17 protein-coding genes and 1 tRNA gene are annotated in these 21,070 nt (G+C 67.1%); 4 read left to right on the top strand and 14 right to left on the bottom strand.

Annotation, left to right across the window (positions count from 1 at the left end; genetic code table 11):
• On the bottom strand, window positions 1–2,873 hold a 2,873-nt coding region (locus AC5RV2_RS03300), incomplete at its 3' end, for a bifunctional proline dehydrogenase/L-glutamate gamma-semialdehyde dehydrogenase (protein WP_494091161.1).
• A gap of 183 nt (window positions 2,874–3,056) precedes the next feature.
• Here AC5RV2_RS03300 and AC5RV2_RS03295 point away from each other — a divergent pair.
• Window positions 3,057–3,959 (top strand): LysR substrate-binding domain-containing protein, encoded by a 903-nt coding sequence (locus AC5RV2_RS03295; RefSeq protein ID WP_494091160.1) that lies wholly within the window; start codon window positions 3,057–3,059, stop codon window positions 3,957–3,959.
• Window positions 3,960–3,981: 22 nt separating this feature from the next.
• Here AC5RV2_RS03295 and AC5RV2_RS03290 read toward each other — a convergent pair whose 3' ends face one another.
• Window positions 3,982–5,451, bottom strand: coding sequence for a glycosyltransferase family 2 protein (locus tag AC5RV2_RS03290; RefSeq protein ID WP_494091157.1), 1,470 nt, complete (start codon window positions 5,449–5,451; stop codon window positions 3,982–3,984).
• A gap of 122 nt (window positions 5,452–5,573) precedes the next feature.
• Complete coding sequence (locus AC5RV2_RS03285; protein WP_494091156.1) at window positions 5,574–6,206, bottom strand: hypothetical protein; 633 nt, start codon at window positions 6,204–6,206, stop codon at window positions 5,574–5,576.
• A gap of 272 nt (window positions 6,207–6,478) precedes the next feature.
• Here AC5RV2_RS03285 and AC5RV2_RS03280 point away from each other — a divergent pair, with 272 nt between their 5' ends.
• Window positions 6,479–7,759, top strand: coding sequence for an MFS transporter (locus AC5RV2_RS03280; RefSeq protein WP_494091155.1), 1,281 nt, complete (start codon window positions 6,479–6,481; stop codon window positions 7,757–7,759).
• Between the two features lie 51 nt (window positions 7,760–7,810).
• Here the strand turns inward: AC5RV2_RS03280 and AC5RV2_RS03275 are convergent, their stop codons facing one another.
• The 7 genes from AC5RV2_RS03275 to AC5RV2_RS03245 are packed head-to-tail and all read right to left on the bottom strand — an operon-like array spanning window position 7,811 to window position 15,376.
• Entirely contained in the window at window positions 7,811–9,046 is a 1,236-nt protein-coding gene (locus AC5RV2_RS03275; protein WP_494091159.1) for a saccharopine dehydrogenase family protein, read from the bottom strand.
• A complete protein-coding gene (locus tag AC5RV2_RS03270; RefSeq protein WP_494091154.1) occupies window positions 9,046–10,164 on the bottom strand; it encodes a C45 family autoproteolytic acyltransferase/hydrolase in 1,119 nt (372 codons plus the stop codon). Before AC5RV2_RS03270 ends, AC5RV2_RS03275 begins: the two co-directional genes overlap by 1 nt.
• On the bottom strand, window positions 10,157–11,017 hold the full coding sequence (locus AC5RV2_RS03265; protein WP_494091153.1) for an ABC transporter ATP-binding protein: 861 nt from the start codon (window positions 11,015–11,017) through the stop codon (window positions 10,157–10,159). Before AC5RV2_RS03265 ends, AC5RV2_RS03270 begins: the two co-directional genes overlap by 8 nt.
• Window positions 11,014–11,904 carry an ABC transporter ATP-binding protein gene (locus AC5RV2_RS03260; RefSeq protein WP_494091152.1) on the bottom strand — a complete coding sequence of 297 codons (891 nt, stop codon included), beginning with the start codon at window positions 11,902–11,904 and terminating at the stop codon, window positions 11,014–11,016. The genes AC5RV2_RS03265 and AC5RV2_RS03260 overlap by 4 nt, the downstream gene beginning before the upstream one ends.
• Entirely contained in the window at window positions 11,904–12,779 is an 876-nt protein-coding gene (locus AC5RV2_RS03255; protein ID WP_494091151.1) for an ABC transporter permease, read from the bottom strand. The genes AC5RV2_RS03260 and AC5RV2_RS03255 overlap by 1 nt, the downstream gene beginning before the upstream one ends.
• Complete coding sequence (locus AC5RV2_RS03250; protein WP_494091150.1) at window positions 12,776–13,717, bottom strand: ABC transporter permease; 942 nt, start codon at window positions 13,715–13,717, stop codon at window positions 12,776–12,778. The genes AC5RV2_RS03255 and AC5RV2_RS03250 overlap by 4 nt, the downstream gene beginning before the upstream one ends.
• Window positions 13,718–13,729: 12 nt before the next feature.
• The gene (locus AC5RV2_RS03245; protein ID WP_494091149.1) at window positions 13,730–15,376 is read right to left on the bottom strand and encodes an ABC transporter substrate-binding protein; all 1,647 of its coding nucleotides are present in this window, start codon (window positions 15,374–15,376) and stop codon (window positions 13,730–13,732) included.
• A gap of 148 nt (window positions 15,377–15,524) precedes the next feature.
• On the opposite strand from AC5RV2_RS03245, the gene AC5RV2_RS03240 reads away from it, so the two are divergent.
• Window positions 15,525–16,553: a LacI family DNA-binding transcriptional regulator gene (locus tag AC5RV2_RS03240; RefSeq protein WP_494091148.1), complete on the top strand. Its 1,029-nt coding sequence runs from the start codon at window positions 15,525–15,527 to the stop codon at window positions 16,551–16,553.
• 123 nt (window positions 16,554–16,676) lie between these two features.
• Here AC5RV2_RS03240 and AC5RV2_RS03235 read toward each other — a convergent pair whose 3' ends face one another.
• From AC5RV2_RS03235 to AC5RV2_RS03220, 4 genes are all read right to left on the bottom strand, one after another.
• Complete coding sequence (locus AC5RV2_RS03235; protein ID WP_494065461.1) at window positions 16,677–17,075, bottom strand: ectoine synthase; 399 nt, start codon at window positions 17,073–17,075, stop codon at window positions 16,677–16,679.
• 52 nt (window positions 17,076–17,127) lie between these two features.
• A complete protein-coding gene (gene ectB / locus AC5RV2_RS03230; RefSeq protein WP_494065460.1) occupies window positions 17,128–18,399 on the bottom strand; it encodes a diaminobutyrate--2-oxoglutarate transaminase in 1,272 nt (423 codons plus the stop codon).
• Between the two features lie 133 nt (window positions 18,400–18,532).
• A complete protein-coding gene (ectA, locus tag AC5RV2_RS03225) occupies window positions 18,533–19,042 on the bottom strand; it encodes a diaminobutyrate acetyltransferase (protein WP_494091147.1) in 510 nt (169 codons plus the stop codon).
• A gap of 679 nt (window positions 19,043–19,721) precedes the next feature.
• Window positions 19,722–19,794: transfer RNA gene (locus AC5RV2_RS03220), tRNA-Lys, on the bottom strand.
• 190 nt (window positions 19,795–19,984) lie between these two features.
• Between AC5RV2_RS03220 and AC5RV2_RS03215 the strand changes: the two genes are divergently transcribed.
• A complete protein-coding gene (locus AC5RV2_RS03215; protein WP_494065458.1) occupies window positions 19,985–20,632 on the top strand; it encodes a hypothetical protein in 648 nt (215 codons plus the stop codon).
• Window positions 20,633–21,070 lie beyond the last annotated feature (438 nt).

The following is a 21,070-nucleotide window of genomic DNA, read 5'->3' as shown; positions in this document are numbered from 1 at the left end:
CGGGCAGCCTCCAACAGCTTCGCGGCCGCGCCCGTGATCTCGGCGGTGGCCGTCGACGGGGCGCTCTCCCAGTCGCCGAGCCCGACCAGGTAGTTCGGTCCGCCGGCCTTGGTTCCGGCCCCCACCGAGGACTTCTTCCAGCCGCCGAAGGGCTGGCGCCGGACGATGGCGCCGGTGATGCCCCGGTTCACGTAGAGGTTGCCGGCCTGGATGTTCTGCAGCCAGTAGTCCAGCTCGTCCCGGTCCAGTGAATGCAGGCCCGAAGTCAGGCCGTACTCGATGTCGTTGGTGATGGCGACAGCCTCTTCGAGCGTTTCGGCGGTCATCACCCCGAGGATCGGGCCGAAGAACTCGGTCAGGTGGTAGCGCGAGCCGCGCTTTACCCCGGTGCGCACGCCCGGGCTCCAGAGCTTGCCGGTCTCGTCCAGCTGTTCGGGCCGGATGAGCCAGCTCTCGCCGGCGCCCAGCGTGGTCAGCCCGTCCAGCAGCTTGCCGTCGGCCGGGGCGATGACCGGGCCCATCTGGGTGGCCGGATCCTGGGGATAGCCCACCTTCATCGAGGTGACCGCGTCCACCAACTGGTTGCGGAAGCGCGGCGACGTGGCGGCGGATCCCACCAGGATCACCAGCGAGGCCGCGGAGCACTTCTGCCCGGCATGGCCGAACGCGGAGTAGGCGACGTCCCTGGCGGCCAGGTCGAAGTCGGCGCTGGGCGTGACGATGATGGCGTTCTTGCCGGAGGTCTCGGCCAGCAGCGGCAGGTCCGTTCGGAAGGAGCGGAACAGCTCGGCGGTCTCGTAGGCGCCGGTGAGGATCACGCGGTCCACCTCCGGGTGCGAGATCAGCTGCCGGCCCAGTTCGCGCTCACCCAGCTGCACCAGCTGCAGCACATCGCGCGGCACCCCGGCTTCGTCGAACGCCTCCCACAGCGCTTCCACCATCACGGCCCCGGTGCGGGCCGCCTGCTTGGCAGGCTTGATCACGACGGCGGAGCCCGCGGCCAGCGCCGCCAACGCGCCTCCGGCGGGGATCGCCGTCGGGAAGTTCCACGGCGGGGTGACCACGGTCAGCCTGGACGGAACGAATTCGGCGCCGTCCACCGTGTCCAGCATGCGCGCCAGCTCGGCGTAGAAGTGCGCGAAGTCGGCGGCCTCGGACACCTCCGGGTCGCCCTGGTCCAGGGTCTTGCCGGCCTCCGCGGCCATGACCTCCAACAGCCGGGCGCGGTTGGAGTTCAGTTTGTCCCCGGCCTTGTGCAGCACCTCGGCACGTTCGGCGCCGCTCATCGCCCCCCAGCTCTTGGACCGGTCGACGGCCGTGGCCACCACCTGCTCCAGCTGCGCTTCATCCGTGACCTCGGCGGCGGCAACGGTGTCGATGCCGAGCCTCGAGCCGGGGACGCGGGACAGGATCTCCCGGCCCCAGGCCAGGTTGGCGGGCAGCGACGGATCGGTGTCCGGGATGTTGTCGAACGAATCGGCGGGCCGGGCGGGTTCGGGCTTGGTGCGGTCCTGTTGCCGGTTCGGTTCCGGGACGCCGTCGTCGAGGTTCTCGAGCGAGGCGAGGAAGCGCTGCTTCTCGCGCTCGAAGAGGTGCTCGTTCTTGCTGAGCTCGAAGACTGCTGACATGAAGTTCTCGCTGCTGGCGCCCTCTTCGAGCCGGCGGATCAGGTAGGCGATGGCCACGTCGAACTCGCCCGGGTGGACCACCGGGGTGTAAAGCAGCAGCGACCCGACGTCCTTCTTCACCGCCTCGGCCTGGCCCTGGGCCATGCCCAGCAGCATCTCGAAGTCGATGGCCCCCGCGAGGTGTCCGATGCCGCGCTGCTTAGCCAGCAGCCAGGCGAACGCGACGTCGAACAGGTTGTGCCCGGCGACGCCGATCCGCACGTTGCCGATCCGGTCCGGGTGCAGGGCGTAGTTGATCACGCGTTTGTAGTTGGTGTCCGAGTCCTGCTTGGTTCCCCAGGTGGCCAGCGGCCAGCCGTGCAGCGACGCTTCCACCTGCTCCATGGGCAGGTTGGCTCCCTTGACCACGCGCACCTTGATGGCGGCGCCGCCGCGGGCACGGCGGGCCGCGGCCCACTCCTGCAACCGGATCATGGCCTTCAGCGCGTCCGGCAGATAGGCCTGCAGCACGATGCCGGCCTCCAGCTGCTCGAACTCCGGCTTGTCCAGGATCTTGGTGAAGACCGCCATGGTCATCTCCAGGTCCTTGTACTCTTCCATGTCCAGATTAATGAACTTGGGCTTCGGGGACCTGGCGGCCTGCCGGTACAGCGGCGTCAGGCTGTCGACGACGTGCTCCACCGCCTCGTCGAAGGCCCAGTGCGAGTGCGGTGCCACGGTAGAGGAGACCTTGATGGAAACGTAGTCGACGTCGTCGCGGGCCAGCAGGCGTTTGGTGCCTTCGAGCCGCCGTTCCGCCTCGCGGCTGCCCAGGACGGCCTCGCCCAACAGGTTGATGTTCAGCCGGACGTCTTCCCGGCGGATCCTGGCGATGGCGGGGCCCAGCTTGGCATCGGTCGCGTCCACGATCAGGTGGCCCACCATTTCGCGCAGCACCCGCCGGGCCACCGGAATGACCACCTGCGGGAGGACCGGGGCCATGGTGCCTCCCACGCGCACGGCGGCCCGCATGTACCAGGGCAGGAAGGCCGGAACCTTTGGCGCAAGTGCGGCAAGGTTGCGGGCGGCAACGCTCAGGTCCTCCGGGCGGATCACGCCGTCGACGAATCCCACGGTGAAATCCAACCCGTTCGGATCATTCAGGACGCCGGCCAGCTGGCGGGCGGAGGCGTCGGCGGGGACTTTCTCGGCCTCGGTCAGCCAGTGGCGGACCAGTTTGATGGAGTCGGCGGCGAGGTCGGCCATCTGCTCATCGGGCAGCTTAGTGGTCTGCACCGGAGCCTCCTTCAGGGCATCGTTCATGGCAGCATCTGTCCCTTCAACGAAATTGCAATGTTCCCTCAGGACCAGTATGGAACTAGACTTCGTGAAGTAAAAGCGATCTTTTCCGACTAATAATCATTGGTTTTCCTGATGAGTGGAGTTGCCGTGCTGGATGTCCGGAGACTTCGGCTGCTGCGCGAGGTCAAAGTCCGCGGCACCTTGGCGGAGGCGGCCGCCGCGCTGAGCCTGAGCCCGTCATCCGTCTCCCAGCAGCTGGCCTTGCTGGAAAAGGAAGCAGGGGTGGCGCTGCTGCGAAAGGCCGGACGCCGGGTGCAGCTCACGCCGCAGGCCGAGATCCTCGTGGGGCACACCGAGTCGCTGCTGTCCACCCTCGAGCAGGCCGAAACGGACTTGGCGGCGTCGCTGACCGCGGTGACCGGAACCGTCCGGCTGGCGGCGTTCCAATCCGCGGCGCTGGCCCTGCTGCCGGAGGCCCTCACCGCCATGCGGCTGCGGCACCCGGACGTGCGGATCGAGATGGTCCAGCGTGAACCGGAGACGGCGCTGTACGAGACGTGGGCGCGCGACTTCGACCTGGTCATCGCCGAGCAATACCCCGGCCACGCGGCGCCGCACCATGCGGAGCTGGATCGGCAGAAACTGACCAGCGACGCCATCCGGCTCGCGGCACCGCCCGCCGCCGTGGCCGGAACCGCCGTCACCTCGGTCGACGACGCCCGGAGCCTGCCGTGGGTGATGGAGCCGCATGGCGCAGCTTCCCGGCATTGGGCGGAACAAGCGTGCCGCCAAGCCGGATTCGAGCCGGATGTGCGGTATGAAACGGCCGACCTGCAGGCGCAGATCCGGCTGATTGAATCCGGCAACGCGGTGGCGTTCATGCCGGACCTGGTCTGGACCGGCCGGGACACCACCTGCCTGCTGCTGGACCTGCCGGGCCTGCCGCGGCGGACGGTCTTCACCTCGGTCCGCCGCGGCTCTGCCAACCGACCGGCCATCCTGGCGTTCCGGGCAGTCCTGGAGGCAACGGCCCGGGAAATTGCGGTCTGAGGTTCGGGCCCCGGCGCCTCCCCTAGGCCACGCCCTGCGCCGCGTGCAGTTTGCGCTGGTCCAAGCTGAGGTTCCCATTCACCGTGGCGTACGCGCGCAGGCCTTCGGCAATGAGTGGCAACCCCTGTTCCGGTGCCAGGATCCTGCGGGCCGGACCGGTTATGCCGTCCAACCGGAGCTGCACGAACAGGTCCACCAGCACCGGGCCCAGGCCGGCCAGTTCGCTCCGAGGCAGGACGGCACGGTAGCCGCCGCCGTCGTGCCGGACGTCAAAGCCGAGTTCGGCGTCTGTCCCGCGGGCGCGTGCCATCAGCCGGACCGATTCGTACTCCGCCGCCGGTTCGAACACCAGCCCGAACGACACGGACTCCCCGTCGAGCCGGGGCTGCAGGGCCCGCGGCGCCGGTTTCAGTGCTTCCTCGGTGGCGGCCAGCCTCAGCAGGCCTTCCGCATCCCGCGCCCGGACCAGCTGCGAGCGCTGCCGGTAGGGAAATGACAGCTGCTCCTCCAGCCGTTGCGGAACGTTTTGGTCCACGAAGGCAGCATGCGCCGATACCCACCGCTGCCGCGTGCCCGGGGACATCGAGCGGTAGCGGTCGGGCACGTAGAAGCGAAGGAGTTTGCGCCGGTACAGGTCCAGCACCAAAAGCTCGGCATGTTCAGGGTCCGGATGGTTCTCCCTGATGATCCGCGCAATTTCGGCGACGGATCCGGTGTACCCCTCGGGGATGGCGCGCTCGGAGCTGATGTTGGTTCCGTCGTCGCGGGTGCGGATGAAGTAATAGTCGTAGTCGGCCGCGATCGCGTTCCGCCGGGAGGCCAGATAGCAGCGGGTGAGCATCATGCCGTCTTCCAGCCGGACTTTGCCCTCCGGGAAGCGGATGCCGTGTGTATCCAGCAGCTCACGCCGGATTAGCTTTTGCGGTGAGAGCGTGCCCAGGATCCTGCGCACGGGCACGTCCGGCACGGTCTCGGTGAAGAGCGAGGACTGCACGCGCCGGCCACCGATTCCGACCATGCGCGGGGCCAGCACGTCGACCTGGTGCTTGTCGGCAAAGTCGACCATCCGGCGCAGCGCTTCGGGCCCCAGCTTGTCGTCCGCATCACAGAAGAAGACGTAGTCGGAACTGCTGGCGGCGATGCCTACGTTGCGGGGCTTTCCCGGCCAGCCGCTGTTCTGCTGGTGGATGACCCGCCAGTTCCGATGTCGCGCGGCGTACTCGTCCAGCAGCTTGCCTCCGCCGTCCGTGGAGCCGTCGTCCACGGCGATAACCTCGAAGAGCGACGGGTCCAGGTCCTGTGCAACCAGCGATTCCAGCAGTTCCCTCAGGTAGGGCAACGCGTTGAACACCGGGATCACCACGGCCACCCGCGCGGTCTGCGCGCTGGCCGTCGGCCCGGAGTCGCTCTCGCGCACGCGAAACTGCCCGGCGCGCGCCGCGATCCTTTTCAGCTTGCGCCGTGCGCCTGCCAGTTTGTCCTTGATGGCCACTCGGTCCCCTTTGATCGGCAGCAGTTAATGCATTCTGCCACTGCGATCGGCCGGAAGGTCCGCGAAAGCGGAATCGTGACGGAGTTTCCGCAGCAAAGGGCCGCGCGCGGCACGAACTGCTCTCAGCTCTTGAGCACCAAGAGCGCGACCTGCTGTCCGCTGACCACGAGGACGCACAGGACAGTCATCACAACGGCCGATTTGTTCCAACTGGTGACGACTGCAGGTCCCAGTGACGGTTCGGACTTCAGGAGGCTGGACCTGGATCTTGTCCACGCGCGGACGAGCGGATGCTGCTCCAGCCCCTGCCGTTGGCCGGAGGAGGCAGTTCGGTCCCAAGGGGTGATCGTGGCCGGTCCCACTGACGCACTGTGCTCGTTGCCGGCGGCCCGTGCATTCTGAGGAAAGGGCGCACCCCAGCTTGTGTAGGTCCTGGCTCCGGTCCTGATCCTCACGGCACTGCCTACGCTGACGTCATCAACGACGGCAAAGGGAACGGCGTGGGACCGAAAGCTATTGGTGATGAGAACGGACTCGTCATCATAGGCAAGGCGAGGAAGCCACAGGAAGATGTAGGCGAACGAGGCCGCCAGCAAGGGCCACACCATCCACCGCAGGAAGGACTCTTCCTGCGACTGGGCGAAGAGCAACACGAGCGCCGCCGCGGCGGAGACCCAGATCAGGATTGCTGTCCACGTGCCCGACTTTTCCTTGAGCACGGTCCGCTTTGGCTCGGTCCGTGAATTTGTTGCCACCGGTCTGCCCCGTCCCCTTTGACTGCTGCCGTTACTGCATTCTGCATGGCACCTCTGGCCGTTGCAACCATTAACAAGAAGAGGGCAGCATCTCGCACAAGGCCGGAGCCCATCTCCGTTCCGAGGATTGCCCACTGCCTGGTGCGCAGGCTTCTTGCCGGCGTGGTTTGGTCCGCGGTCGAACCTAACCCGTGCCGGGTAGGTGATGGCTGCCGGAAGCTGGATCGGCGGGTCGTTGGCGACCCCGGCGGCGGCGCTGGCAGACTGTCGGGATGACCCCCGAAGGCCGCGGCGAGGACGTCTTCCGGCTCCCCGGCTTCTTCGCGTGGTGGACCGCCGAAACCGTCTCCGGGTTCGGGGCATATTTCACCACGGTGGCCCTGCAGGTACTGGTGGTCCTGACGCTCGGCGGGACGGCGGTGGAAGTGGGTCTGGTCAGCGCCGCGCGCTGGCTGCCGTACGCCGTGCTGGGCCTGCTGGTCGGGGCTCTGATGGAAAGGGGCCGACGTCGCCCGGTACTCGTCGGCACGGACCTGGCCCGCGGGCTGCTGCTGGGCCTCATTCCGCTGCTCTGGCTGCTGGACCGTCTGGAGCTGCCGGTCCTGGTCGCCTTCGTGGCCGGCTTCGGCGCGCTGTCGCTGCTCAATGACTCCGCATCGCAATCGTTCCTGCCGCGCTTGGTTCCGCAACATGCATTGCTCGCGGCCAACGCCCGGCTGGACCAGAGTGCGTCCGTGGCCCAGGCATCGGGACCGGCCTTGGCCGGCGGACTGGTCGCTCTGCTGGGAGCCCCGCTGGCGGTTTTGGTGAACTCGATGACTTATCTGTACTCGGCGGTTGTGGTGGGTCTGATGAAGACTCCGGAACCGGCCCCACCCGCCACCGCTGGCAGCCAGGGCCTGTGGGCCGACATCGGTGAAGGGCTGCGTTTCACCTACCGGCATCGGATGCTCGGGCCGCTGACTCTGTCGACACACGGCTGGTTCCTCGCCAACAGCGTGCTGGTGACCGTCTTCGTTCCCTATGCGTTGCTCGGCCTGGGCCTCAGCCCCTTCGAATTCGGTGCGGTGCTGGCCTGCGCCGGGGTAGGCGCCCTGATTGGTGCGTCGTTCTCCAGCCGGTGGGGCCTGTCTTGGGGAGCCGGCCGCGTGGTGATCGTCTGCCGGGCTTCGATGGCTGTCTCCTGGGCGATCATTGCGATGGCCTCATTCATGAACGCACCGGGTCAGGCGATCTCCGTCGTCGCCGTCGGACAGTTGCTGTGTGGCCTCGCCATGGGTGCCGAGAACGCCAACGAGATGGGCTACCGGCAGGCCGTCACACCGGACCGGCTCCAAGCGCGAATGAACACCACCACACGATCCATGAACCGCGCAATGATCGTTATTGCGGCCCCGCTGGGAGGCTTGGCCGCCGATGCGTGGGGCTACGCGCCGATCATCTGGGTGGCGGCAGCCTGCTTTCTGTTGGTGGCGGCAGGACTGGCGGCGTCAGACTTCCGCCACGCCCGCCACGGCGATCTCCCTGAAGACCTCCCGCAACGGGCCGGCTAGCAGGAGACTTCCCTGGCAACGACTCGGCCCTGCGGCGGGCTTCCGGGGCTCCTATATCGTTTCCTCCCGCATCCCCCACGGGGAACCGTAGCCCGCGGGAGCGGGCGCCGACATCAGGTCTAGGAACGGCTTGGCGTCAAAGGCCTCCGGGCCCAGGACGCCGGCTCCGCTCCACACCCCCGAGGCCAGGAGTTCCAGGGCGATGACCGGGTTCAGGGCCGTCTGCCACACCACGCACTGGCTGCCGTATTCGGCCATGGTGTCGGCGTTGTCGGCGACATGGTAGAGGTAGGTCCGCCGCGGGGCCCCGTCCTTGTCCTTGCCTGTCACCAGGACCCCAGCGCATGTTTTGCCCGTGATCCTGGGCCCGAGCGTGGCCGGATCCGGCAGGCAGGCGGCGACGACGTCGCGCGGGCTCACGGATGTTCCCTTGACGTCGACCGGAGTGGTGGAATCGAGGCCGAGCTTGTGCAGGACCTTGAGCACCTCGATGAATTCATCGCCCAGCCCGTACTTGAAATTGACCTTCCCGGCCTCCAGCCACCGGGGCATCAGCAGGACTTCCTCGTGTTCGACGTTGACGCACTCCACGGGGCCGATGCCTTCGGGGAAATCGAAGACTTCGGGGTCGCTGAAGGGCTCAGTAGTGCTCCAACCGCTCTCGGCAGAATAGATCACCGGCGGGTTGAGGCATTCCTCGATGGTGGTCCAGATGGAGAAGGACGGCGCGAAATCGTAGCCTTCGACCTTCAGGTTGGCGCCGTCGCGGACGCCGATTTCGTCGATGACGGAGAACAGGTGGTCCCGGGCGTACCGGGCCAGGACGTCCGAGAGTCCCGGTTCGACGCCGATCCCGACCAGAGCCAGCCGTCCGGCTTCCTCCCACTCAGCGGCGCGGTCGAACTGCTCGTCCCCCAGCTTGATGCCGGTGAGCTCGTAGGGTCGTTCCGGGTGCGGCGTGGACAGCGACATGGCCATGTCCAGGTAGGTGGCTCCGGCGTCCGCGACACCCTCGAAGACCGGCATGACGAAACGGGGGTCAACGGCGTTGAGCACGTGGGTAATGCCGTGGTCCCTGATCGCACCGGCAACGGCGTCCCTGCTTGACGCGTCCAGGGCAATCGCGCTGAACCGCCCGCGCCTGCCCGGCGGCAGCGCCTCGACGACGGCGTGGGCCCGCGCCGGGTCGTAGTCGGCCAGGACGAAGGCCTCAAAGAATTCCCGCCGGGCGGCAATGCCTGCGGCGGCGCCACCCACTCCGCCTGCGCCTATACAGAGAATCCGCATCATGCTCCCTCGGGGTTGTCTTTGCTATGGCTGCCGCTACGCTCGGGACTCAGGCGGAACCAACTGTTCGCCGTCACGTCGGTGGGCGCGCCGGGGGACGCGAGCAGGGTGCCGGTCGCCGGGTCGATGCCCACGGTTGCCAGGGTCGCCCAGCGGGATCCCAGGCCGGCACCCGGATCCGGCACGCAGCACAGTTCGGCCCCGTCACCGGGAACGGAGCAGAGGTAGGGCACGAGATCCTGCGGCTGACGGGGCTGGAACGCTGCGCTGACCCGCCTTTCCAGCAAGTCGATCCGCTGCTGGGAGTCCGGCTGGTACAGCTCGGCCTTCTCCCCTTTCGCCAGCCGTGGGGCCAGGAAATGGTTGGTGTGCAGCAGGCGGCCGCCGGTCGGCTTGATCACTTCGGCCCCCTCGGGGCTGAGCTCCACGATTGCTGTGCCGGCCCTGGTGACCACGGTGATGGCGCTGGAGGTCTGGACCGGAGCGTCGAGGAGTATGTCCACCGCCTCGTCCAGCGAAGCTGCCCGGTGCAGCACCTGGGTGGCCGCGATGTGGACGGGCACCGCCCCCGGACGGTCCTGCCTGTGACCCAGCACGTTCAGGTGCACGCCGACACCGGCGTCGTTCAGCCCGATCTTGGCGAGGATTCCGTACTCCGTCAGTCCCACGAACCGGCCGTGACCGGTGTCAACCGATTGCAGGTGCCAGGCGCCGGCGAGTTCTTCGTGCCAGTCCCAGGTCTGCAAGGAGAAAGGCCGGGCTCCGGCGCTGACGACGGTAGAACACTCCCCCGGCCGGGCCCGTTCCGAGAGGGACAGGATCTCGGTCCGGGCATTGACGGCGCTGACCTGCCAGACGGGCAGGCCCGCTCCCTCCGCGGTGCCGCGGATCTCGGCCGCCAAGTGCGTCGCCCAGGCTTCGATGGCGGCCAGGCTGCGGGTGGCTTCCCGCTCCACGACGGTTTCGCTGATGCCATGGGCCTGGAACAACCGGCGGTAAACGTCCCAGCAGCCGGCGATACCGCTGCGTCCTTCGGTGCCGCGCTGCACGCCCAGCTGGCGGGGGTCCCCGCCCTGAAGCGTCAGCAACTGCGGGATCGTGCCTGCGGGGTCAGTCAATGTCGTGCTCCTCATCCAATGTCTCGCTGTCGCGGCGCCGCGGCTTCCAGCCGGGCCGCGGCGCGCTGTCGATCAACCGGCGGGTGTACGGGTGCGCCGGGCTGTCGAGGATCTGGTCGGCAGTGCCGGCTTCGACGATGACCCCGCGTCGCATCACCACGACGGAGTGGGCTATCTGGCGCGCCACCGCCAGGTCATGCGTGATGAAGAGATAGGTCAGCTGTTTTTCCAGCCGCAACTGTTCGAGCATCCGCAGGATTTGCGCCTGGACGGTGACGTCCAGCGCGGAGACGGCCTCGTCGAGCACGATGACCCCCGGCGATGCCGCCAGCGCCCGCGCTATCGCCACGCGCTGCTTCTGCCCGCCCGAGAGCTCGTCCGGCAGCGCGGACATGTGGGTTTCGGTCAGTCCGACTTCCAGGAACAACTCGCGGCAGCGCCTGCGACGTGCCGCCGGGTCCAGGGAGGTGTGGGCCTTCAACACCTCGGCAACTGCCTCGGAGACCGGCAGCCGGCGGTTCAACGACCCCTGCGGGTCTTGGAAGACCATCTGGACGTCCTTCGACCGTTCCCGCCGGATCCGGCGGCTGGTCCGCGGGTTGACCGGTTTGCCGTTGAGGAAGACGGACCCGCTGTCCGGGGTTTCCAGCCCCACGAGCATCCTGGCCAGAGTGCTCTTCCCCGAACCCGATTCCCCCACCACGGCCAGGCAGTGTCCGCGCTCGATGGCCAGGGACGCGTCCTTGACGGCGTGGACGTGCGTGCGGTTGCGGCCGGAACCAACGGTGAACTTCTTGTTCAGGTTGCTGATGACGACGGCGGGGGCCGTGGGCTGCGTCTGCACGCCGGTCATGGCTTCACCTCTCGGGATGCCTCGCGGCCTGGTGGACCCGGGACGCTTGTCCCGGTACGAGATCCGGCCTGGATGTGGGGGTCGGCGCCTGGGCCGGCGTCGATGCGGTGATCCAGGCTGGGCTTGGCCGCGACCAGCTTCCGGGTGTATTCGTGTTCCGGCCGGTTCAGCACCCGGTCCGCGGGGCCGGATTCGACGATCCGGCCCCCCGACATGACGGCGATCCGGTCGCACGCCGCCGCCGCCAGGTCCAGGTCGTGCGTCACGAAGATCATCGCCATGCCGGCCTCGGTCCGCGCCTCGTCCAGGATGGCCATGACATCGGACTGCGTCGTGACATCGAGCGCCGTGGTCGGTTCGTCCGCCAGCAGCAGCTCGGTGCCCCTGGCCACCGCACCGGCAATGACCACCCGCTGGAGCATGCCGCCGGAGAGCTGGTGAGGGTAGGAACGCAGGCAGCGGGCGACGTTGTGGATACCCACCTGCTCGAGCACTTCCCCGGAAAGCCGCAGGGCCTCCTGCGCGGTCACTGCAGGCCTGGCGGCCTGGATGCCTTCCACCAGGAATTTGCTGACCGGCAGCACCGGATTCAGGGCAGCCTGCGGATTCTGGGAGATCATCGAGACGGCACCGGCCCGGAAGGCGCGGAGCCGCTCGCCGGAGTACGCCAGTATGTCCTCCCCCTTGTAGAGGACGCTGCCGGCAATGTCCGTCCGCGGCGGCAGGGTCTGGAGGATCGTCCGCATGGTCATGGATTTTCCGGAGCCGGACTCCCCCACCAGGCCGACTGACTCGCCCTTCTCCACCGTGATGTTGATATCGGACAGCAGGGTCGCCCGGCGGTGCTCCGGCCCGATCTTCACGGTGACGTTCGACAGTTCGAGCATTAGATCCTCCCTGCTGCCCGGCGCCCGCCGAGCTTTTCGCCCAGGAACCCCAGCGCGGCAACGGTCAGCACAATGAGCAGGCCCGCGTAGAGGCTCTCTTGCGGGTAGCCGGCCAGAAGTGAGGACTGGCCGGAGGAAACCATGAGCCCCCAGTCCGCATCGGGCGGCTGCACACCAAAGCCGAGGTAGGACAGGGCGGCGAGGTCGATCATGCCGTAGCCGAAGTTGATGCTCATTCCCGTCATGACCTGCTGTTTCACGTTCGGCAGCAGATGCCGCACGGTGATGGAAAAGCCGGAGATACCCTGCAACTCCGCCGACTTCACATAGGGCAGATTCCGCTCGCGCAGGGCCACGCTGCGGATCACCCGTGCGGTATACGGGGTGAAGCCGATCGCCAGGGCAATCACGGCTGTCTCCACCCTCGCGCCGAACACCGCCACCGCCAGCACGGCCAGCAGCAGGTTCGGAAACGCGAACAGGAAATCCAAAACCCTGCTGATGAGGTTGTCCACCCAGCCGCCGAACCAGACGGCGACCAGGGCGAGGGTTCCGCCCATCACGGCGGTGAGCACGGCGACGGCGAGGGCGGCGAGAATGCTGGAGCGGGCGCCGGTGGCGAGCCGGGAGAACAGGTCCCGTCCGGCCTGGTCCGTTCCGAGCCAATGCTCGGCTCCCGGAGGAAGATAGCGCTCCACGACGTTGCCGGCCGTCGGATCGAACGGTGTGAGGGCCGGCCCGATCAGGGCGAACAGTCCAATCAGCACTACCCAGCCCAGGCAGACGGCCGTCAGGACATCAGGCTTCGACCGGGTCTTCCGTGACGGGCTCCGCCTAAGCGCTCCGGGGCGTCCGGTTTCTTCCAGCGTGCTCATGACGCCGCCCCCAAACGCACCCTTGGATCGATCACGACATAGAGCAGGTCGACGGCCAGGTTGATGAGGCCGAAGGCAACGACCATGATCAACGACACTGCCTGCACCACCGCGAAGTCCTTCTGCTGGACGGCTGCCACCAGCAGTGCGCCGATGCCGTCGAGTGTGAACGCGTACTCGACCACGAAGGCGCCGGCCAGCAAGGCCGCGACGTGGACGCCGGAAACCGTGGAGACGGGAAGCATCGAATTGCGCAGGACGTGGCGCCGTATGACGATCCGTTCCAGCACTCCCCGGGATCGGGCCGTCTGGGCGTGCTCGGACTCGCGCTCTTCCTTGACCGCGGTGCGGGTAATGCGCGCGACCACCGCCAGCGAGGGCAGCGCCAACGCCAACGCCGGCAGGGTCAGGTGATGGAGCCTGCCGGCCAGGCCCTCGCCGGAGCCGAAGACCGGAAACCAGCCGAGCATGACCCCGAAGACGCTCATCAGCAGCAGGGCCGCGAAGAATGTCGGTACGGCAAAGCCGAGGTTCGACCCGAAAAGCACCACGTTCTCCAGCCAGCCCGGCCGAAGCCCGGCAAGGCAGCCGAGTCCGATACCGCCGATCACGATGACCAGCGCGGCGTAGAGGGTGAGGGACAGGGTGGTGGGCAAACGGCCCGCAATGAGGTCGGCGACTTCCTGGCGGTTGGCCAGCGACAGGCCGAAGTCTCCCTGGATGACACCCCACAGCCAGTTGAAGTAGCGGACCAGAAAGGGGTCGTCCAGGGAGTACTGCGCCCTGATGGACGCCAGTACCTCCGGCGTGACGGTCCGGCCTTGCACCAGGAACTGCTCGGGGCTTCCCGGTGCAAGGTACAGTCCGCCAAAGACCGCGAAGCTGGAGGCCAACAGGATCGTTCCCAGTGCCAAGAGCCTTTTGACGATATAGATCATGACGGCTTTCTGTTACTCAGCGGCACCCAGGTCCGCACCCCACGGGTAGTAGAGGTAGACGAAGGACGCCGGCACGCCCGTCACCCGCTCGTTCAGGAAGAGCCGTCCTGCCGGATCGACGATGGGCAGCCAGGGCAGGTCGGCCATGGCCAGCGCCTCGATTTCGGCGACCTTCGCGGCACGCTCCGCGTCGTCGGTCAGAACCTCCGCCTCGGCGATGAGTTTTTCAATCTCCGGGTTGCTGTAGTCGGAGAAGTTCTGCGACCCGCCTTCCTTCACGATGGTGCGCAGGAACACCAGGGGATCCGGAACGTCCATGTAATTGGTGGTGACGAAGGCGCCATGCCCGGCACGGGCCTCGGGGTCCGAGAAGAAGGCGCCGAATTGTGCGCTCGGCACGCCCTGGGGCTTGACCGTCAGCCCGATTTCCTGGCCGGCGCGCGCCAGTTCGGAAATGATGTCCGCGTAGAACGACCGTTCGCTCGGGTAGACGATGGTGATCGGCTCGCTCAGATCAGCTTCTGCCTCCGCGAGGATTTTCTTCGCTTCCTCGACGTTCGCTTCAACCGGCGGCAGTTCTTCGCGCGCCGCGCTGAAGACGTCGTCGCCGTAGGACCAGCCGCCGTCGGGAATCAGGGACCGGGAGGGCATCGCCGTTCCCTCGTACACCGTCTCCGCCAGCGCCGATGTGTTCGCGGCGGTCCACAGTGCCTTGCGCACCGCAGGATCGCCCAGCGGGCCGTCGCCGGTGGCGATGATGGCCGAAAGCTGCAGGGACTTGCCGAGAATCAGCTCGCCGTTGGTCGCCGACTGAAGTTGCGGCACCGCGCTGAGCGGGACGTCGTAGGACCCGTCCACTGCCCCGGATGCGAGCGCGTTGGTGATGGCCGCGGGGTCCACGATGAACTGGATGTCGAGGTTCTGCACCTTCGGCATGCGGTTGCTGTTCCAGTAGGCATCGTTCTTGGCCAGGGAGATGCTCTGGCCGCTGTCCCACTGGTCAACCAAGAAGGGCCCCGTGCACATGACGCCCTCCTGCGGGGTGCCATACGCTTCGCCGGCCTCCTTGCGCTGTTCCTCCTGCACGATGACGCCCAGCGGAGTGGCCATGTAGGAGTTGAACGTGACGTCCGGAGAGCTCAGGCTCACGGTCACTTCGTACTCACCCGTGGCCTTGATCGATTCCACGTTGCCGCTGACAGCGTCGCTGGCCCAGTAGCTGCCCTCGTCAGGGTCCAGGTGCCGGTTCAAGCTGAAGACCACGTCCTGGGCGGTCATCGGCGTGCCGTCCCAGAAGGTCACGTCATCCCGCAGCTGGTAGATGTAGGTCTTGCCGTCGACGTTCTCGAACGATTCGGCAAGGTTGGGTGCAATCGTGTAGTCCGGTTCCATCACCATCAGGCCTTCGCACAGGTTGGCCACGACGGTGTTTTCCGGGTAGTTGAAGGCCTTGATCGGATCCAGTGACGCCGGTTCGCCGAACGGCAGGTTCCAGGTGACGGTATCCAGTTCGCCCGCCGCCGGTTCGGTGGTGGTCTGCAGTTCCCCCAGGCCGCCGCCCGCCTCCGCATCCGGGGCGGCCGCTCCACCCCCGCCGTTGCTGCATGCGGTCAGCAGCATCGCGAGGGCCACCGACGTGGCCAGCGTGACTTTCTTCATCCTGCAATCCCCTTTGCTTCACAGTGTGTGGTTCCGATGGGACGCTTGCTCTGCGTATTCCAGTAAGCTACGGGGACAAAACCTTTTATATAACGTTTTAGGTCTTCTGTTATCCAACCGTTATGACGTGAATCACGGAGGGCGGACGATGCGCCGGCGAGTCACCATCCACGATGTGGCGCGGGAAGCCGGCGTGTCCATCACTGCCGTCTCGCACAGCCTGAACAACAAGGGCACGCTGTCGGCGGAAACCCGCGAGCGCGTGCGGCAGACGGCAGAAAGGCTTGGGTACCAGCCCGATCCGATGGCGCGGGGACTGCGCAACAGCCCGATCGGGGTCGTTGGCCTGATGCTCCGGCCCTTGGATTCGCTAGGGACGTATCGCCCACACGGCGTGGACTACTTCACCAGGCTCTCCGGCGCCGTCGCCGTGGAGTGCCTGGAGCGCGGGCTGAGCGTCATGCTCGTCCGAGACCTGACGCGGCTGCCGCGCTCCCCGCTCGCCTTGTCGCTGGACGGCTACATCATTGACGATCCGCTCGAGGAGGATCCGGTCATCGACCTGTTACTGGGGCTGGCCGCTCCTTTCGTCACCATTGGACGCGATCCTGCACGGCCCGACTTTCTCGATTGGGTCGGTTCCCACGACTCGGAAGAAACGGAGGCAGTGCTGTCCAGGTTCCACCGATCCGGGGCACGGTCCATCTGCCTCATCACCGGCATGGACCGCAACGCCTGGAACCTCGACTCCACGGCGGCCTACCGCAGCTGGGCAGCGCGTCACGGGATGAAGCCACGCGTCGCCATCCGGCCGGAGTCCGACGGCGTCGAGGGCGGCAGGGCCGCCATGCAGGAACTGCTGGACGCGGGCGAGGAAATGCCGGACGCTGTCTACTGCCTGACCGGGCGGCACGCGCGCGGCGCCCTGGAGGAACTGGCGGCCCGGGGCATCGCCGTGCCCGGGCAGGTCCAGCTGATCGCCGGTTCGGATTCAGAACAGTCGCGCAACAGCAGCCCCGCGATCAGCGCCATTGACCTGGAACCGGAGCTCATCGCGGCGGCCGCGGTCAGCCACCTGTCCCGGAAAATACTCGGGGAGTCCGGCATTCCAGCGAAGCTTTCCGCCCGGTTGATCCTGCGCGAAAGTACACTCGACTCCGGCAGCGGTCAGACGTGACGATGTCCCGCCTGCAGCGATAAGCCCGGGAACAGGTGAAACGGACGGCCGGGACATGACGATGGCCCGCCTTCCGCAGGATTCCTGCAGAAGGCGGGCCACCGCCGTCGTTGTCTGCCCAGGTCAGTGAGCCGGCTCGGCCTCGATGAGCGGGTACACGCCGTTCTCGTCGTGGACTTCGCGGCCGGTGACCGGCGGGTTGAACACGCAGGCCATGCGCAGTTCGGTGGTGGCACGGACGGTGTGCTTCTCGTGCCCGTCCAGCAGGTACATGGTTCCGTCGCGCAGTTCGTGGACTTCGCCGGTGACCTCGTTGGTCAGCGTTCCCTCGCCCTGGACGCAGTAGACGGCCTCGATGTGGTTGGCGTAGTGGAACGTGGAGGTGGTGCCCGCGTAGATCACCGTGTCGTGAAACGAAAAGCCCACGCCCTCTCCCGCCAGCACCATGCGCCGGCTCCGCCAGGTCTCGGACTTCACGTCGCGGTCGGTGTCGTTCAGGTCGTTCAGGTTGGTAACAAGCATCGGTACTCCTTGGATAGGTCGTCAGGAAGTTTTGTTTGGGGTGCGTCCCGCCCTAGAGCGCTCCGACCAGTTCCGGCACCGCGGTAACCGCGCGGGTCGCGTCGATCAGGATGTCCAGGCCGCGGTCCAGTTCGGCGGCGCTGATGGTCAGGGCCGGCATCAGCTTCACCACTTCGCCCTCGGGACCGGATGTTTCCACCAGCAGCCCGTTGTCGTAGGCCTCCGCGGCGATCTTGCCGGCGGTCTCGTTCTCCGGGAACTTCACCCCTGCCAGCAGGCCGCGGCCGCGCACGCTGGCGCCCTCCACCAGCCCGGCGATCCGCTCCAGGCCCTCGTGCAGCTGCACGGCCCGGGCCTGGATCTGTTTCTGGAACTCGCCGGTCCGCCAGTAGGTTTCCAGCGCCGCCGTCGCCGTCACGAACGCCGGGTTGTGCCCGCGGAAGGTGCCGTTGTGCTCGCCGGCTCCCCACACGTCCAGCTCGGGGCGGAACAGGGTCAGCGCCATCGGCAGGCCGTAGCCGGAGATGGACTTGGACAGGCAGACGATGTCCGGGGTGATGCCGGCTTCCTCGAAGCTGAAGAACGTTCCGGTGCGGCCGCAGCCGGCCTGCACATCGTCGACGATCAGCAGGATCTCGTGCTTCTTGCACAGGTCGGCCAGGCCGCGCAGCCAGCCCGCCCGGGCGGCGTTGAGGCCGCCTTCGCCCTGGACGGTCTCCACGATGATGCCCGCCGGCTTGTCCACGCCCGAGCCGCTGTCCTCCAACACGCGCTCCAGCCACAGGAAATCGGCGGTTTCGCCGGAGAAGTAGTCGTCGTAGGGGATTTTGGAGCTGTTGGTCAGCGGGATGCCCGCACCCCGGCGCTTCATCGAGTTACCGGTCACCGACAGCGAACCGAGCGTCATGCCGTGGAACGCGTTGGTGAAGGAGAGGATGTGCTGGCGGCCCGTCACCTTGCGGGCCAGCTTCAGGGCGGCCTCAACGGTGTTGGTGCCGGTGGGGCCGGGAAACATGACCTTGTAGTCGAGGTTCCGCGGCTCGAGGATGACCTCTTGGAAGGTTTCCAGGAACGTGCGCTTGGCCGGGGTCTTCATGTCCAGCGAGTGCACGACGGCGCCGCTGGCCAGGTACTCCAGCAGCGGCTGCAGCAGCTTCGGGTTGTTGTGGCCGTAGTTAAGCGCACCGGCGCCGGAGAAGAAATCCAGGTAGGTGGTCCCGTCCTCGGCCGTCAGGGTGCTGCCCTCGCCGCGGGTGAAGACGGCGGGCCAGCTGCGGCAGTAGCCGCGGACCTCGGACTCGAGGGTCTCGAAAATATCAGTCATGGAATACGCTTCCTTCCTCAGTGCGGCAGCGGGCGGCCCCGGGTACGGGACAGCGCCACAGCAGCCGCAGGTCGATTCATGCGGATGTGCGTTGGTGGAGGTTGTGCTTGGCCGGCCGCGGGGGTCGGCGGGATTAATTGAGCGGCCCGATCCGGAACAGGTACTCGGTGTCGTGCCCGTCCGGGTAGAGCTCTTCGGTGAAGAGCGGCTCGCGTTCCATTGGCGCCTCGCGGCGCGACGCGAAGCCGGCAAACAGCCGGACGGATGCCTCATTGTCCGCCGTGATGGTGGTTTCCACCCGCTCGGCGAGGACCTGCCAGGCCAAGCGGTCCAGCATGTCCGCCGCCAGCCTGCGGCCGCGGAACCGCCGGTCCACGGCCACCTGCCACACCATCAAGGTGCCCGGTTCGTCGGGGCGCATGTAGCCGGTGATGAAACCGGCCGGCTCGCCGTCCACCGTGGCGATGATCGACGTCTCGGCGAAGTCGCGGGTCCACAGCAGGTAGGAGTAGGACGAGTTCAGGTCCAGGACCTGGGAATCCCTGGCCATGCGCCACAGGGACTGCCCGTCGTTCAGGGTTGGTTTACGGAAGTTTGCTTCGATCCTCGGTCTGGTCTGGGTTTCTGCTAGTTCTTCAACCATCCCTTCAAACGTAACGAGATCAGAGCCGTTATCAACCCGAATTCTGCCGACTTGACAACCGTTCGGACGCTTCCGACGCCCCTGCCGCCCCGGCCCGATTCCGCCGGATCCCTTGTGCCAGTTGCCCTCCGGCGGAATGACGACGGCGGTGCCCGGGCGCGTTTTTATCGTTACCATTTCGTGACATTGACTGTGTGACGGCCGGCCAAAAATGCGGCCCCGGCCGTGCCAGGAGCGCCCGGCAGGCCGTTACCCGCGCCTCGACAGGAGCCCGCTGCCGGGCTTCTCCACGCCGCACGGGAAGCCTTGGAGGCCGGTACGGCGACGCTGCTGGGAATCCGGCTACTGGAAACCCGGTGGCAGTGCGTACTCACGGCGCTCCTGGCCTTCAGGGTGGGCCGGGCCCGACGCGCCAGCTGGAGGCCCTTCCGATCCGGTCAGTCGAGCAGGCTGCAGCCATTGAGGGCGCAGGGGAAAGCGCCATCGTGCCGTTGTCCATGTTTCGGAGCGCCTGTAGACATAAGCGCAGGTCACGCGCCTGTGGATAGCCAAGACGTGGACAGTTTGGCCTGTACGTGGACAAGTTTGCGTGACGTTGGCGGCGACTCGGCCTGTAAGCCGGGGCGTCCTATGAAAAAGGCGGCTCCGACCGGCAAACCGGTCGGAGCCGCCTTCGCGGTGGGCCCTGCGGGGATCGAACCCGCGACCCGCGGATTAAAAGTCCGATGCTCTACCAACTGAGCTAAAGGCCCGCCAGCCGCTCCACCCTGCCCGGGTTGAAACCCAGGCGAGGCCGGATTTGGCCGGTTCCCAGTTTATCGCACCCACACCGAGCACCCGAATCCGCTCCGGCGTGCGCCTTGCCGGCCGCCCCAAAACGTCCCGTCGCCGGGAGGCATCCCGTCTCTGTACCGGCGTCAGAGGCGGGAGTAAGGTCGAGGCATGAGCCCGAACAACGGAAACGATATCCCCCGGCCGCATAAGCCGAAGCCTTTCGCCCCGGTGGATTTTGAGGACTTCGCTGGGGGTGCCGACCCGGCACGTGTCTCCGAGGCCGCCCACCTCGCGGCTCAGGCCCTGGTGCACCGCGGGCGCGGCTCGGACGATCCCGAGGTGACCGCGAGGCTGGTCAAGCTGGCAGACCAACAGGGGCTCGAGGCCATTGCTGAAATGTGGGCTGAAAGCCCTGCCCGTTCCCTGCCGGGCGCACTCTGGCGCCTTTACGCCCTCCGCGCCGCGGCCCAGTCCCATCCGGACAAGCTGGCAGCCTATTTCAAGGCCGGGACGGCATCGGCAGAAGTGTCCAAGGTCATCGCCGGAGTAGCTGAACCGCCCGGCGCCGACGAAGTCCGGGCCATGGCCGACACGATTCTCTCCGGCGCCTTCGACGGTGATTTCGATGTGGCCCTTGACCGGTCGGCGGCCTTTTGCCGGATCGTCGCGCTCGGCCAGACCCACCACGCCGACTCTGCCGAGTCCGCCAACGAGAACCATGCCACCAAGCTGACGCTCAACTCGCACCGGCTCGTGAAGACCGCCGAGGATCTGGAAGCGGCCGCCGTCGCTTGGCGGCGCGGCGAACTCGACTAGCGGCCGGACGGGCCAACGGCTCGAAACTGCGTCGCCTGGCGGCGCGGCGAACCTGACTGACCACCTGGCGGCGCGGTGGACTCGACCAGCCGCCCCGCCGGCACCCCACGCACCGACCAGCCGTCCGCCGGCACCCCGCCCCGACCGCCAGCGACCGGCGGCTCCGCGGTGGCGCCCCGACCGCCAAGCGGCCGTCGGCCCCGCAGTGGTGCCCTCAACGCAGGACCGTCCGGAGAAGGCGCTCCGGGAACGACGCGCGCGTGTACCACAGTTAGCTTCTGCTGACACGTTTTTCCCCGTATATTCGGGGCTGTTGACATCCGCAGTGAGGCGTAGAAAACTGAAGGTGGTGTCGAACTGTGGCAGCCCCGGGCTCCAACTCTTAGCCGCCTCGAGCGGCCTTCCGCCGAGAGGCGCTCCCAGTTCGGCACCATTAAT

This window comes from Arthrobacter sp. Y3225116 (assembly GCF_059091245.1).
This window is presented reverse-complemented; position numbering and strand designations above follow the sequence as displayed.

Coding starts and splice junctions, on each gene's coding strand:
- ectB (WP_494065460.1), bottom strand. CDS start 18,399: ATGACTGATATTTTCGAGACCCTCGAGTCCGAGGTCCGCGGCTACTGC.
- AC5RV2_RS03280 (WP_494091155.1), top strand. CDS start 6,479: ATGACCCCCGAAGGCCGCGGCGAGGACGTCTTCCGGCTCCCCGGCTTC.
- AC5RV2_RS03250 (WP_494091150.1), bottom strand. CDS start 13,717: ATGATCTATATCGTCAAAAGGCTCTTGGCACTGGGAACGATCCTGTTG.
- AC5RV2_RS03245 (WP_494091149.1), bottom strand. CDS start 15,376: ATGAAGAAAGTCACGCTGGCCACGTCGGTGGCCCTCGCGATGCTGCTG.
- ectA (WP_494091147.1), bottom strand. CDS start 19,042: ATGGTTGAAGAACTAGCAGAAACCCAGACCAGACCGAGGATCGAAGCA.
- AC5RV2_RS03215 (WP_494065458.1), top strand. CDS start 19,985: ATGAGCCCGAACAACGGAAACGATATCCCCCGGCCGCATAAGCCGAAG.
- AC5RV2_RS03255 (WP_494091151.1), bottom strand. CDS start 12,779: ATGAGCACGCTGGAAGAAACCGGACGCCCCGGAGCGCTTAGGCGGAGC.
- AC5RV2_RS03275 (WP_494091159.1), bottom strand. CDS start 9,046: ATGCGGATTCTCTGTATAGGCGCAGGCGGAGTGGGTGGCGCCGCCGCA.
- AC5RV2_RS03265 (WP_494091153.1), bottom strand. CDS start 11,017: ATGACCGGCGTGCAGACGCAGCCCACGGCCCCCGCCGTCGTCATCAGC.
- AC5RV2_RS03260 (WP_494091152.1), bottom strand. CDS start 11,904: ATGCTCGAACTGTCGAACGTCACCGTGAAGATCGGGCCGGAGCACCGC.
- AC5RV2_RS03235 (WP_494065461.1), bottom strand. CDS start 17,075: ATGCTTGTTACCAACCTGAACGACCTGAACGACACCGACCGCGACGTG.
- AC5RV2_RS03240 (WP_494091148.1), top strand. CDS start 15,525: ATGCGCCGGCGAGTCACCATCCACGATGTGGCGCGGGAAGCCGGCGTG.